This is a genomic window from Bacillus sp. JJ1562 (assembly GCF_036962705.1).
GTDB lineage: Bacteria > Bacillota > Bacilli > Bacillales > Bacillaceae_L > Ferdinandcohnia.
Genome location: NZ_JBALOQ010000020.1, coordinates 1 through 14744, shown reverse-complemented (window position 1 = coordinate 14744; position 14744 = coordinate 1). Strand labels below are relative to the sequence as shown.

The following is a 14744-nucleotide window of genomic DNA, read 5'->3' as shown; positions in this document are numbered from 1 at the left end:
TATGAAGGGGAAAAGTAATGGAAATCTTGATCAAACTCCTCTTCATAATCTGTATGAAGGGGAAAAGAAATCAAAATCTTGATCAAACTCCTCTTCATAACCTGTATGAAGGGGAAAAGTAATGGAAATCTTGATCAGACTCCTCTTCATAATCTGTATGAAGAGGAAAAGTAATCGAAATCTTAACCCAAATCCTCTTCATAATCTTGTTGAAGGGCCAAATCCAACCTAATTGTATACCATATGTAGGTCAATACCTAAGCGATTGTGTGGATGCCTATTAAGGTCTTGAAATGTTTTATTTAGTGTAAAAGTGGTTTATAGGCATATACACATTTTTGAATGAACAAGTTGATTGGCCGATACCAAATGAATACACAAAGGTATAACTTCTAATAAAATTAGTGAGTTATACCTTTTTCTTTGTTAACTTAAAGCTTTGTGGCTAACAGAGGCAGCCGGTATGTGCCCCTAAATTAGGTGATTTGAGTAAAGAATTATTTAAAATACAAAAGATACTCCTACAATAATCAATAAGACAAACAAAACAACAATTAGCACAAAGTCATTATTATTTTTGAAATCAGACATGAAGTGAAACCTCCTTGAATAAATGGTTTTTTGTAGTCTTACATTCATACTATATGCATTGGAAAAAAAGTGTTATGGTCATTTGAATGAGGATATTCGTGGAAATATCGTTTATTAAAAATATCTAAATCTGTATACTTGAAGTATTAGCGCATTTCCCTAATGCCGTACGGTAATTCTAGATATAGATCCTATATTTCAAAGTTAAAAGGAGTAAATTATGCTACGTCCCATCCGAAAAATATATCAGTTTATTTTTGATGTACCTATAAAAGAAGCAGAAATATTAAATCATCGGTACCAGGTTAAAGATATGATTGGGACAGGGAGTTATGGAATTGTATATCTTTGTCGTGATTTACAAACGAAGGAAGATAAGGTAATAAAGCAACTGCGACCAAGTAAGCGTAGAAATATGAATGAAATCAAGCTATTTCATGAGGAAACAGCTATCATGGAAAAACTGAAACATAATCAAATGCCAATGTTTTACGAGGCCTTTTCGGAAAGAGGTCATTATTTTTATGCAATGGGTTATATTGATGGAGTAAACTTAGAGGACGAAATTTTTCTAAATAAGAAGACATTTAATGAGAAAGAGTCGTTATTATTTATTGCGAAATTAATTAAGTTTGTTGATTACCTTCATAAAAAGGATATTTACCATCTTGATTTACGGATACCAAACATTTTATTAAAAAACGATGAGCCTTATTTAATCGATTTTGGTTTGGCAAAACAAGTAAAACCTAATCAATCCCTTGAAAATAATAATGAAGAGTTGAAACTTCAGGACTATTATGATTTAGGAGATATCCTTCTATACTTGCTTTACACAACATATTCTTCAAAAACTAAAAAAGCCCTTCCGTGGACAGAAGAACTTTCGTTAAGGCAGGAAACCGTTTATTTATTGAACAAACTGCTAAGAATAGAAGAACCGTATTCCACAATTGATCCTATCTTGAATGATCTTAATACAGCAGTCAAAGCTTTTTCGAAAATAGCAGTTGATGGGTAATTAGCTGCTGCTTCCCCAGCTCCTACGTTTATAACGTTTACTTCCACTCATTGGGTTATATTTTCGTCCTCTGCTACTGCTTCCTCCAAAGTAACGATGCCTTCTGTTGCTACTGCTTCCTCCGTAGTAACGATGTCTTTTGTGGCTACTACTTCCTCCGTAGTATCGCTGTCTTCTACCACTGCTTCCTCGTGCGATATTTCTTAGTTGCCTTTTGATTTTATCAAACATAAATTCGCCTCTTTTCGTAGTATGTTTGCTTTTGCCTATTCTAACATACGTAAGTATTTGGATGCTATTTTGACGTCTGCTTCCAAAAACAAGGAGGTAGTTTTTTGTCTTTTTCATTGGCATATCATGTTTAGGTACACTGAGGATTAAAAAAGCTTTTCAAAAGCTGGCCAAACTCTAATTTTTCATTTCTTGTGATACAATAAAGCTATAGTTAGTTTCGAGACGAAAGCCCTGATTATAAGGGAATATGTGAGATTGAGGGGTATGAAAAAAATGCACACAGTTTTTACATATATTGTTACTCTTATTGCAATAGGGATTTCAGTGTTTATTACACTTTTTTTCAAGATTGAACTAGAGCGAATGTTTCGTGAAAAAACGAGTGTGATCGCTTTTCATATATGTAATGTGCTTATTGTGTTAATGGTGTCGTTTGCGTTTCATGCGGTATTTACCATTTATGTATTTGAAAATGAATTAAACCTATTACTACAAATGTTTATTAATTTGATTATCATTCTACCTATTTATATCGTCGGAAACATCTTATTTGAAAAGAATAAATTCAAATTTCGAAAATATAAACCAGCTGAGGATGGTAAGGTACTTGTGATTAACGAAAAGTACTTGCAAAAGAAAAAAAGGAAAGTTGAATAGAGGGAAAACGAAAACCAGGTGCTTACATCTGGTTTTTTTTCTATTGTTCCACAAAATCCGCACGCTAATAGGCGAGTTTACCAAACCCAACTGTACTAAATAGAGGGACTAAGGTCCTACCTAAATACTACATATAGCGTATTTTTGTAAAAAAACTGAAAATTACACCATATTTGGAGGATATGAGAGGATATGGGAGAATCTTTAAAGGATAAATGCTTTTGGCAACCTGAGGTTTTGAAATCATGAAATATGCTTGTTTATCCCGAGATATGCTAGATTATCAGGTTTGTCCTCATTTTGTTATTCATCTATACTTTTAATGTAAGCCTAAGATTAACCACTGTTAAACAATAAATCTATTCCCTCCAAGCTCAATAGTCGAAAAAGATGTATCCTCAAATAACTGAAATATGTAGCCATTACATCTCTTCTACATTTTTCGTCTAATTAATTGTTGCCTTTCTATTATTCTAATTAAATAAAACATTTTTAGTTAGGTTGTTAGGAATATGAAAATGCTAAAAAAATGAATGGTTATTCATTTTTGGTGGGGTTATTTGGTTTGTTAAACAAAGTAAATATATCGGTTTACTTACAAATAGAAGCTGAAAAAAGAAAAAGGGGAGAAATCATTTATGAAACAAAAGTTAATTACATTAATAACCGTTCTATTACTAGCCTTAGTTGGTTGTAGTAGTGAAGGGTCTTCAGGTGATGGTGAACCAGAAAAATTAGAAAAAATTGTGCTTGCTGATGCTGGTTGGGACAGTATTCGTTTCCATAACAGTATTGCACAAAGAATCCTCGAGGAAGGATATGGGTATGAAACAGATGTTACAACAGGATCGACTGCTGCAACACTTGAAGGCTTACGTCAAGGTGACATAAATGTGTATATGGAAGTTTGGACTGACAATGTAAAAGAGCTATATCAAGAAATGACAGATGCTGGAGATATTGAAACAGCATCTACAAACTTTGATGATAATAGCCAAGGGTTATATGTACCGACTTATGTGATTGAAGGGGATAAAGAAAGAGGGATTGAGCCGTTAGCACCAGATTTAAAAACGGTTGAGGACTTAAAGAAATACCCTAAAGTATTCCCAGATCCAGAGGATTCAAGCAAAGGCCTTATCGTAGGTGCTCCTACTGGATGGGCTGTTGGGGAAACAATGTCAGTTAAGGTTGACACATATGGCTTAGGAGATACGTTTAACTATATTAGTCCAGGCTCAGATTCAAGTGCGGTTGCAACTCTAGTCGATGCATATGAAAAGGGCAAAGGTTGGGTCGGATATTACTGGTCACCAACATGGGTAACTGCAAAATATGATCTTACCCTTTTAGAAGAACCGGAATATAACGAAGAACAATGGAACAAAGACTTTGGAACTGAATTCCCACCAAATGATGTTGTCGTAGCTGTTCACAAGGACATGGGTGAACAAGCACCAGAGGTTGTGGAGTTTCTAAAAAATTATAAAACTAGTAACGATTTAACTGAAGAAGCTCTTAAATATATGAATGAAAATGATGCTTCCGCCGAAGAGGCTGCCCAGTGGTGGATGAAGCAGCATGAAGATGTTTGGACTTCTTGGGTCTCAGAAGACATCGCTGAAAAAGTAAAAAAATCACTAGAATAATGGTTACGTAGTAGTTGGCAACCTGCCAACTACTACAATTTTCAAGAATAGTAGTCGAAAACAATCAGGTTTTGTAAATAAAAGTGAGGTGAATGGTTACATCATGTAACCTGCTTATGGGTAGTTTTCCAGATATTCGTTGGGAATTTATCGGTGAATATGTAGAAAAATTTATTAAATGGATAGATATAACTTTCGAAGGTTTTTTTGATTTCATACATCTAATCTCCTCTCAAACAATTAATGGAATAAGTGGTTTTCTCAATTTCATTCCATGGTGGCTCTTCTTAATTATTATTTTCCTTTTAGGATGGCGCTTTAAATCTGTTCTTTCCGGTGTGTTATATGCATTCTTTATTTTCTTAATTGGAACGTTTGGATTATGGGATGTATTAATGATTACGATAGCCATTGTCTTAACATCGGTTCTCATATCCCTAGTTATTGGGATTCCACTAGGTGTGTGGATGGCATTCAGTAAAGGATTTTCCGTTGTCATGAGACCTATTTTAGATGCGATGCAGACAATGCCGAGCTTCGTTTATTTAATCCCTGCGATTTTCTTTTTCAGCCTAGGTAACGTTTCTGCAGTATTTGCAACGTTGATTTATGCGTTGCCACCTGTTATCCGATTGACTGAGCTAGCGATTCGAAATGTTGATGAAGATGTGATTGAATCTGCTCAATCATTCGGTTCATCAAGATGGCAAATGCTAACAAAGGTTCAATTGCCACAGGCGCTTCCAACGATTATGGCGGGGGTTAACCAAACAACAATGATGGCACTCGCGATGGTTGTTATTGCGTCAATGGTTGGGGCGAAGGGACTTGGTGAACAGGTTCTAATCGCAATTAACCGTATTGATATGGCACTCGGATTTGAAGCAGGTATCAGTATCGTGTTCTTAGCTATCATTATTGACCGTGTGACATCCGGAGTAGCAAGCTCGTTCCAGAAACACAGGGGGTCGGAATAATGGAAACAAAAATTAAAATAGAGAACGTCTCAAAAATATTTGGTTCAAAACCAAAATCAATCATTCCGATGGTTGAAAATGGCATGAGTAAAAAAGAAATTTTAGAAAAAACCAATCATACTGTTGGTGTGTATAATGCATCAATGGAAATCAAAAAAGGTGAAATCTTTGTGATCATGGGGCTTTCCGGAAGTGGTAAGTCAACTTTGATTCGCTGCTTTAACCTCTTAAATAGACCAACGTCTGGAGCCATCTATGTAGATGATGAAGATGTTGTTCGCTATAATTCATCCCAGTTAAAGAAGTTCAGACAGGATAAAATTGCAATGGTGTTTCAGCACTTCGGTTTATTTAGTCACCGAACGGTTTTAGCAAATGTTGAATATGGCCTTGAAATAAAAAATGTCTCAAAGGAAGAACGTAGAGAAATTGCGTTAAAAAATATTGAAAGTGTTGGGCTAAAAGGATATGAGGATAAATATCCGGGAGAGCTCTCAGGCGGAATGCAGCAGCGGGTTGGACTTGCTCGAGCACTGGCAAACGACCCGGATATACTCCTGATGGATGAACCGTTTAGTGCACTTGACCCACTCATTCGTAGAGAAATGCAGCTTGAGCTTTTAGAGCTGCAGGATAAGCTTCAAAAGACCATTATTTTTATCACACATGATATCAATGAAGCTTTCAAACTTGGCGACCGTGTCGCTGTGATGAAGGACGGGGTAGTCGAGCAAATTGGTACGCCTGAGGAAATTATCGAGACTCCTGCAAATGACTATATATCTGAGTTTATCAAGGATATCGACCGTTCGAAAGTTTTACAAGCAGAGCAGGTCATGATTAAATCAAGCGCTTTGGTATCTCTTAAAGATGGCTTACAGGTGGCTGTAAAAGAAATGCAGAAGAACGGGATCTCAAGTGTATTCGTAGTGAACAAGCATAGACGCTTAGAGGGAATCGTAACTATTGACGATTGTATAGATGGAATCAAGGAAAAGAAGACACTGACTGATGTGATTCGGGATGATATTTTTACAGTTTCAAAGGATGAATATGTTCAAGACATCATTCCAAAGGCGTTGGAAACAAAGTTTCCGTTAGCTGTAGTAGACGAGGATCAGCGACTACTTGGAATCATCCTCCGTGTTCATGTTCTTTCAAGTTTGGTTTAAGTATTATGAATGAATGGCTCAGATTATATTAACAATCTGGGTCATTTTTTTCGGTAATAATAGAGCGTATCTGGGCAAATAAAACATTTGGTATTGTTGAAATTTGGAATCGTCTATAATCGCTTTTATAATTAGTGTGTGAATAGTATAATAGTTACATATATTGTAAAACGATACGAGGTTTTAGGGGGACGAAAAATGACGCAGCTTGATATGTTACATCCAGTTTTAGGAAGAGTTATCGAAAATATTGAAAAAGTAATGATCGGAAAAAGAGATGTTGCCACATTAAGCCTGGTTGCATTACTAGCAGAAGGACATGTTTTATTAGAGGATGTACCAGGTGTAGGGAAGACAATGATGGTGCGTTCCCTTGCAAAATCAGTAAGTGCGGATTTTAAGCGAATTCAGTTTACGCCCGACCTATTGCCATCGGATGTAACTGGGACGTCAATCTATAATCCAAAAGAACTACAATTTGAGTTCAGACCAGGTCCAATCATTGGACATATTGTTCTTGCAGACGAAATCAACCGGACATCTCCGAAGACACAATCAGCCTTACTTGAAGGTATGGAAGAAAGTAGCATCACGGTTGACGGAGTAACTAGGGCCTTACCGAGACCATTCTTTGTCATGGCAACACAGAACCCAATTGAATATGAAGGAACATATCCACTTCCAGAAGCACAGCTTGATCGCTTTTTATTAAAAATGAAAATGGGTTATCCGTCCGTAAATGAGGAAATCGAGGTTTTAAATAGAGCGGAAAAGGCTAAGCCAATTGAACAGCTAGAAGCGGTCATTAGCCTTGAAGAGTTAGTTGCCCTTCAAAACGAAGTAAAAGAGGTCTATGTCGACCAAACAATTAAAGAATATATTGTCGATTTAGTAAGACGAACTAGAGAGCATAACTCTATCTATTTAGGGGCTAGTCCGCGTGGTTCAATCGCATTAATGAAGGCGGCTCAGGCGTATTCCTTAATTCATGGAAGGGATTTTGTGATTCCAGATGATATTCAATACCTAGCACCATACGTACTCCCACATCGAATCATTTTAAAATCGGAAGCGAGATTTGAAGGAATGACAACCGATAAGATAGTTGAGAAAATCATTGAAAGAACACCGATTCCAGTGCAAAGGTCGTTGAATCGTTGATGAGGAGACTATTTCGAAAGCTAAAAGAAACGGGTAGGCTCGTCAATATCTTTCTTCTCATTGTTGCAACATTCGTATATGCGATGTTTCAAGGTGGATTTGTAAGCTGGTTTCTATTTTATAGTTTCATCCCGTTTGGGTTATATTCTTTCGTTCTATCAATCTATTCTCTTAAAGATTTTAAGCTGATTCGTCACATCAACCAAACAGAGTTTGTGGCTGGGGAAAAATTTGAAGCAACCATTGTGATTAGGCGGAAGATCCCTTTTCCATTAATGTACCTAATAATTGAGGAGCGTATCCCCCAACAATTAAAAAAATATGAGCAATCAAAGCAATCTAAGGTCGTGTTATTCCCCTGGTTTAAGCGGGAATTATCCTATAAATACGAATTCGACTCAATCCCGAGGGGAGAACATATATTAGAAGGAATTCGAATCAAGACAGGAGATTTGTTCGGACTTATTGAAAAAGAAACTTTGCTTCCGGTTCGTGACCAGTTTTTAGTATATCCACAGTACGTAGATATGGTATATCGACAGCTTGAAAGTCGCTTTGAACAAGGGATGACCTCTTCAAATGTGAGATTGCAGCGGGATACAGCGATTGCAATTGGTGTAAGAGAATATACACCAGGGGACCGATTTTCTTGGATTGATTGGAAGGCATCAGCAAGGCGAAATAACATTATGACCAAGGAATTCGAGCAGCAACAAAGCCATGATGTCGTTTTATTCATGGATCGAACCAAATCAACTCATTTTGACCAAGTTGTAACCTTTACAGCCTCCCTTACAAAAGCAATTTTGAGAAAAGGAGCACAGGTTTCATTAATCTCTATTGGGGAGGATCAAGCTATTTTTCCTTTAAAGGATGGTGAATCCCAGCAACAAGTGATCTATCACCACCTAGCAAAGGTAAAAGACAATAGCCCTATCCCTTTTTCACAAATTGTAGAATCAGAGATAAAAAAAATCTATCAACCTGTAACCTTCATACTTGTCACGAGTGAGTTAAGCGAGAGTATGATTCATTTAGTCGGAAGATTTTCAATGAGAAATGCAGATTTACAGTTTTTCGTGATAAAAGAAAAAGGAACGCAGCTGACGCAAGATGAAATTGGTGTCCTTGGAGCAATTCGAAAGCACAATGTATTTGCGAAAGTCGTCTATGAAGGGCATTTTGCAGACGTATTTTATGGGGTGAATAAATCATGAAGCCTAAAGTTCCAGCACAACGTGATATTCGGAACCTTTTATTGAATATCTTTGGCTTTCTTTTGCTGTGGGAATGGCTACGACCACTTAAAACCGTGACAGATACTCAGGAGACATCCGGGTTTGTTATTTTTATTGGTGCATGCTTTCTCTTGCTATTTTTACGAGTGCCATTTTTGCTCGGTGCACTGATTAAGATTTTACTGATTGTTTTTATGATTCATTCACTCTATTTTAAACAGGACTTCTTAGATTTCGCATGGTTAGGTGAATTTATTGCCGATTTTATTAAAAATATCGGACTTATGTTTCAAGCGAATTGGTGGGAAATGACACCGATTTTCCGGACGCTTCTCTTTTGCATTTTGCTCTGGTTAATGAGTTATTTACTTCATTATTGGTTTACTCATCAAAAAAGAATTCTTTTATTTTTCGTATTAACCATTATTTATATCACGGTGATCGACACATTCAGCCCGTATGACGCCGAAGCAGCGATTACTCGGACTGTGTTAATCGGATTTTTTATGCTTGGGATTTTGCAATTTGAGCGATTAAAAGACAAAGAGCTTTCAAAGCATGTAAATATCGGGAAAAAATGGGCGATTCCTTTAGTTGTTTTTATTTTGTTTTCTACATTTATTGGCTACGTGTCACCAAAGGCAGCACCTCAATGGCCAGATCCAGTTCCATTTTTAACAGGGTATGGGCAGGAGAATGCAAATGGTTCAATAAATGGGGTAAAGAAAATTGGTTATGGTACAAATGACCAAAACCTGGGTGGACCCTTTATCGCTGATGATACTGTTGTATTTACAGCAAAGACTGAAAAGCGCCATTATTGGCGTGTTGAATCCAAAGATACCTACACTGGAAAGGGTTGGAGATTATCAGGGCAAGCTGAAAAGGAAATTTTCTACGATGAAAATACAGCCTTGAATTGGTATGAGTCAAAAACAGAGGTTGAGGAATTCGAATCAGAAATTCAAATGGATCTAAAGTATTCGCATATTGTGTATCCGTTAGGATTGACGTCTGTTGAGGCAGAGACTGATATCCAATTTAGTGTTAACCCGTTATCTGAAAAAATCTCTACTTTAAGGGGCAATGATGAAGTTAAATTGGATCGCTATTCGCTTCATTATGAGTATCCTAAATACTATATTAACCATCTCAATAAGGTTACAGAGACGGGGAGCTTAGAACAGAATGACATTTTCAGAGAGAGGTACACTCAATTACCTATTGATTTACCTGACCGAGTAAAAGATCTTGCAGTAGAAATCACCAGTTCACAAACGAACCGGTACGATAAAGTAAAGGCCGTCGAAAATTACTTCCAGGTAAATGGATTTGTATATGATACCCAAAATGTAGCCGTCCCAGAAGGTAACCAGGACTATGTTGATCAATTCTTGTTTGATACAAAAATGGGCTATTGTGATAATTTTTCAACTTCAATGGTTGTATTATTGCGTGCGGTTGATATTCCGGCTAGATGGGTAAAAGGCTATACTGAGGGAGAGCGAGTCGAATTAAACTCCTATGAAATTACGAACAATAACGCGCACTCTTGGGTTGAAGTTTATTTTCCGGAATTTGGTTGGGTACCCTTTGAGCCAACCAAGGGATTTAGTAACTCTAATCTATTTTCCTTTGATTTAAAGACGACTGGAAACCAAAATAGTCAAACACCACAAACTACACCGGAGGAAATGCCTAAGGAAGAAGAGGCGCAAGAAACAGCGGCAACACCTATTTCAGAAAAAACGGACAGCAGTATTTTTGAAAAACTTTCGGATATTTTCTCATGGAAATACGTGTTAATTATCCTATTAAGCATCTTCTTGATCGTTTACATCCTGTTTAAAACGCGAAAAAAATGGATGCCATATCTTTATATATGGTTATACAAAAACGCCAAAGATGAAGAGGTGTACTTTAAAGCGTATAAAGCGTTGCTAAAACAATTGGATCGTGTAGGTTTCCCGAGAAAAGACGGGCAAACCTTGAGGGAATATTCGATCCAAGTAGATAAATTTTACAAAGGGCATGAAATGGAGCAATTAACGCTAAGCTATGAACGAGCTCTATACCGTAAAGATAATGCCAATAAAGAATGGATAAAGTCCGTCGAATTATGGGAAAATTTAATTAAAAAGATATCATCTTGACCAACAGGTACCTGATTGATAGAATAAAAACACAATTTTAATAGAAGTATCCTTCGTATATCCTCGATAATATGGATCGAAAGTTTCTACCAGACCACCGTAAATGGTTTGACTATGAAGGCAGCTATTCTATTTGTGTACGTGAACTAGAATTCTGCCTTTATGGGCAGGATTCTATTTTTTTACTTAATTCCGGGGTTTGAACCGGAAGAATTAAGTAAAAGCCCCCGGCGGATGCCTCAGATTTTTAAAGGAAATTTTTCGAGCTTGCTCGAATAAAATCTGCCGAGGCATATTTGATGTATATTATCTGTAGGATATATTACAAAATATAACGAGGTGATTTTGTGAATAATGTTCAAGAAATGATCGTTGTTTTAGATTTCGGTAGCCAATACAATCAATTAATCACAAGAAGAATCCGTGAGTTTGGGGTTTATAGTGAGCTTCACCCACACACTTTGACAGTTGAAGAAATAAAGGCGATGCAGCCAAAGGGAATCATTTTATCAGGTGGGCCAAATAGTGTCTACGATGAAAACTCCTTTAGATGTGATGAGAAAATTTTCGATTTAGGTATTCCTGTATTAGGTATTTGCTACGGAATGCAGCTCATGACACAGCACTTTGGTGGTCGTGTAGAAAAGGCTCATAACCGTGAGTACGGAAAAGCAACCATTAATGTTCAAAACGAATCTGTTCTTTTTTCAAATATCCCAAATGAACAAGTAGTGTGGATGAGCCACGGAGATTTAGTAGTAGAAACACCAGAAGGCTTTACAGTTGATGCGGTTAGCCCGTCTTGCCCAATTTCAGCTATGAGTGATGCAGATCGTAACTTATTTGGTGTTCAATTCCACCCCGAGGTACGTCACTCTGTTTATGGAAATGATCTTCTTAAAAACTTTGTATTCGGCGCTTGCGGATGCACAGACAGCTGGTCCATGGAAAACTTCATTGAAATCGAAATGGAAAAGATCCGTCAAACCGTTGGTGATAAAAAAGTTCTCTGCGCACTTAGCGGTGGTGTAGATTCTTCAGTTGTTGCTGTATTAATCCATAAAGCAATCGGTGATCAATTAACATGTATGTTCGTTGACCATGGCCTTCTTCGTAAGGGGGAAGCTGAAAGTGTGATGAAGACCTTTAGTGAAGGCTTCCATATGAATGTGATTAAAATCGATGCTAAGGATCGCTTCTTATCTAAGCTAAAAGGGGTAAGTGATCCAGAACAAAAACGTAAAATCATCGGTAACGAGTTTATCTATGTGTTTGATGATGAAGCTGCAAAGCTTGAAGGAATTGATTATCTTGCACAAGGAACTCTTTACACAGATATTATTGAAAGTGGGACAGCAACTGCACAAACCATCAAATCACATCACAATGTTGGTGGACTACCAGAAGATATGCAGTTTCAATTAATCGAACCACTAAACACCTTATTTAAGGATGAGGTTCGTGCATTAGGAACAGAGCTCGGTATTCCTGATGAAATCGTATGGCGTCAACCATTCCCAGGACCTGGATTAGGTATTCGTGTTTTAGGTGAGATAACAGATGATAAACTGGAGATTGTTCGTGAATCTGACTACATTCTTCGAGAGGAAATTAGAAAAGCGGGTCTTGAGCGCGAAATTTGGCAGTACTTTACTGTTCTTCCGGATATTCGTAGTGTAGGAGTAATGGGAGATGCAAGAACATATGATCACACAATTGGAATCCGTGCTGTTACATCAATTGATGGGATGACATCAGACTGGGCTCGTATCCCTTGGGACGTTCTTGAAGTCATTTCAACAAGAATTGTAAATGAAGTAAGTCATGTAAACAGAGTGGTGTATGATATCACAAGTAAACCACCAGCAACAATTGAGTGGGAATAATACACGAACGTTAAAAAAAATAAATAAAATAATGTTCGTTTTTTAGGTTGACTCACTAGGTACATTGTCATATAATAAAATCGAAATATAGATTTTGTTGAAATACGTCGTATAATCTTGGGAATATGGCCCAAAAGTTTCTACCAGGCTACCGTAAATTAGCTTGACTACGAGGTATAACAGATAATGAAGAGAGTCTACTGACTATGATTCTCCTTTTCTATCGTTAACCTTAACGTCAAGCGCTTCAGATATTTCTCTGGAGCGCTTTTATGATTTTGTTTTTATAATAGACTCAGTTTTTTTACGACGATATGGATCAAAGGGAGAGGGAATCATATGAAAAAGTATTTTCAATTCGACGAGCTTGGAACTACTTATAGAAGAGAAATTATTGGTGGAATCACAACGTTCCTATCAATGGCGTATATTTTATTCGTTAACCCATCAATTTTATCATTAAGCGATGTACCAGATTTACCAGATGCATTAAGAATGGATGCGAACGCAGTGTTCGTTGCGACAGCTCTTGCAGCAGCACTCGGAACATTAATCATGGGTGTCGTTGCGAAATATCCTGTAGCCCTAGCTCCTGGTATGGGACTAAACGCATTCTTCGCTTATTCAGTTGTCCTAGGTATGGGTATTGCATGGCAAACGGCTTTATCTGGGGTTTTAGTATCAGGTATCGTATTAGTCATCCTAACATTAACTCGTATTCGTGAAAAAATTATCGATGCCATCCCGCAAAACTTAAAATTAGCAGTTGGAGCAGGGATTGGATTATTCATTACATTTATAGGTCTTAAAAATGCAGGAATTGTTATTGCGGATCCAGCTACTTTAGTAGCATTAGGTGATTTATCAAATGGAAATACATTATTAGCAGTTTTTGGTGTTGTTATTACAGTAATTTTTATGGTTCGTAATATAAATGGTGCAGTATTTATCGGTATGGTAATTACAGCTATCGTTGGGATGCTATTTAACTTAATCGATGCACCTGATAAAATTGTAAGTTCTGTACCAAGTTTAGCACCAACATTCGGAGCTGCATTAACACACTTCGGAGAAATTTTCACTATAGATATGTTGGTCGTTATCCTTACATTTATGTTTGTTGACTTCTTTGATACAGCCGGAACTCTTGTAGGTGTAGCAAACCAAGCAGGAATCATGAAAGATAATAAACTCCCACGAGCAGGAAGAGCTCTAGTTTCTGATTCAAGTGGAACAGTAATTGGAGCAATCTTAGGAACTTCTTCTACTACTTCTTATGTTGAATCAACAGCAGGAGTTGCAGCTGGTGCAAGATCAGGATTTGCTTCAGTAATAACAGCCATCTTTTTCTTGTTAGCCTTATTCTTCTCTCCTTTATTAGGAGTAGTAACACCAGCTGTTACTTCACCAGCTCTAATCATTGTTGGTGTATTAATGGTTGCAACCTTAGGTGATATCGAATGGAAAAAATTCGAGATTGCGGTTCCGGCATTTTTAACAATCGTGACAATGCCTTTAACATCTAGTATTGCTACAGGTATTGCGATTGGCTTTATCTTTTACCCGATCACAATGATGGTAAAAGGAAAAGCAAAAGAAATTCACCCACTTATGTACGCTTTATTCATCATCTTTATTTTATATTTTATTTTCTTAGTGTAAAAAACGAGGATGCCAGATTCGAAATCTGGTGTCCTTTTTTTATGTTGAGTCGAAGTCTGCGCTTGTCATCTAGCGATATTTATCGCATTTTGGAATAGTAGGGTGGAATTGGTCGGAAATTCCAGAACAATTTAGGTTGACGGTGGAATAATAACTTGGTATATTAAGTAGGTCGCTGCTACAGCGCCTTAAAAAAAGTATCACCGATTAAAGGGTGTTGACATAGACTTTTAAAGATGATATATTATAAAAGTCGCTGATGAACAGCGGGTCAAAAAAGTTCTTTGAAAACTGAACACAATACAAGCGTCAACGTTTAATTCTAAGTAACAAACTTATTGAG

12 protein-coding genes and 2 riboswitches are annotated in these 14744 nt (G+C 37.0%); of the genes, 10 read left to right on the top strand and 2 right to left on the bottom strand.

Translation table 11 applies throughout. The annotated features are described in order from the left end of the window. Nucleotides 1-501 precede the first annotated feature (501 nt). Nucleotides 502-591, bottom strand: coding sequence for a YjcZ family sporulation protein (locus tag V7097_RS13680; RefSeq protein WP_335704181.1), 90 nt, complete (start codon nt 589-591; stop codon nt 502-504). A 220-nt stretch (nt 592-811) separates the two neighbouring features. On the opposite strand from V7097_RS13680, the gene V7097_RS13675 reads away from it, so the two are divergent. Then, a complete protein-coding gene (locus V7097_RS13675) occupies nt 812-1612 on the top strand; it encodes a serine/threonine protein kinase (RefSeq protein WP_335704180.1) in 801 nt (266 codons plus the stop codon). 47 nt (nt 1613-1659) lie between these two features. Here V7097_RS13675 and V7097_RS13670 read toward each other — a convergent pair whose 3' ends face one another. Then, the gene (locus V7097_RS13670) at nt 1660-1794 is read right to left on the bottom strand and encodes a hypothetical protein (RefSeq protein ID WP_335704179.1); all 135 of its coding nucleotides are present in this window, start codon (nt 1792-1794) and stop codon (nt 1660-1662) included. A gap of 325 nt (nt 1795-2119) precedes the next feature. Here V7097_RS13670 and V7097_RS13665 point away from each other — a divergent pair, with 325 nt between their 5' ends. From V7097_RS13665 to V7097_RS13625, 9 genes are all read left to right on the top strand, one after another. Then, complete coding sequence (locus V7097_RS13665; protein ID WP_335704178.1) at nt 2120-2503, top strand: hypothetical protein; 384 nt, start codon at nt 2120-2122, stop codon at nt 2501-2503. A gap of 638 nt (nt 2504-3141) precedes the next feature. Further along, nucleotides 3142-4152: an ABC transporter substrate-binding protein gene (locus tag V7097_RS13660; RefSeq protein ID WP_335704177.1), complete on the top strand. Its 1011-nt coding sequence runs from the start codon at nt 3142-3144 to the stop codon at nt 4150-4152. 116 nt (nt 4153-4268) lie between these two features. Beyond that, nucleotides 4269-5129, top strand: coding sequence for an ABC transporter permease (locus V7097_RS13655; RefSeq protein ID WP_335704195.1), 861 nt, complete (start codon nt 4269-4271; stop codon nt 5127-5129). Then, the gene (locus V7097_RS13650; RefSeq protein WP_335704176.1) at nt 5129-6301 is read left to right on the top strand and encodes a quaternary amine ABC transporter ATP-binding protein; all 1173 of its coding nucleotides are present in this window, start codon (nt 5129-5131) and stop codon (nt 6299-6301) included. The genes V7097_RS13655 and V7097_RS13650 overlap by 1 nt, the downstream gene beginning before the upstream one ends. A 198-nt stretch (nt 6302-6499) precedes the next feature. Next, complete coding sequence (locus V7097_RS13645; protein ID WP_335704175.1) at nt 6500-7462, top strand: AAA family ATPase; 963 nt, start codon at nt 6500-6502, stop codon at nt 7460-7462. After that, entirely contained in the window at nt 7462-8679 is a 1218-nt protein-coding gene (locus V7097_RS13640; RefSeq protein ID WP_335704194.1) for a DUF58 domain-containing protein, read from the top strand. The genes V7097_RS13645 and V7097_RS13640 overlap by 1 nt, the downstream gene beginning before the upstream one ends. Beyond that, the gene (locus tag V7097_RS13635; RefSeq protein WP_335704174.1) at nt 8676-10853 is read left to right on the top strand and encodes a DUF4129 domain-containing transglutaminase family protein; all 2178 of its coding nucleotides are present in this window, start codon (nt 8676-8678) and stop codon (nt 10851-10853) included. Before V7097_RS13640 ends, V7097_RS13635 begins: the two co-directional genes overlap by 4 nt. A 33-nt stretch (nt 10854-10886) precedes the next feature. Next, a riboswitch (purine riboswitch) is annotated at nt 10887-10988 on the top strand. A gap of 230 nt (nt 10989-11218) precedes the next feature. Next, nucleotides 11219-12739: a glutamine-hydrolyzing GMP synthase gene (gene guaA / locus V7097_RS13630; RefSeq protein ID WP_335704193.1), complete on the top strand. Its 1521-nt coding sequence runs from the start codon at nt 11219-11221 to the stop codon at nt 12737-12739. Nucleotides 12740-12826: 87 nt separating this feature from the next. After that, nucleotides 12827-12929: riboswitch (purine riboswitch) on the top strand. 149 nt (nt 12930-13078) lie between these two features. Next, nucleotides 13079-14401 (top strand): NCS2 family permease, encoded by a 1323-nt coding sequence (locus V7097_RS13625; RefSeq protein ID WP_335704173.1) that lies wholly within the window; start codon nt 13079-13081, stop codon nt 14399-14401. The last annotated feature ends 343 nt before the right edge of the window (nt 14402-14744 follow it).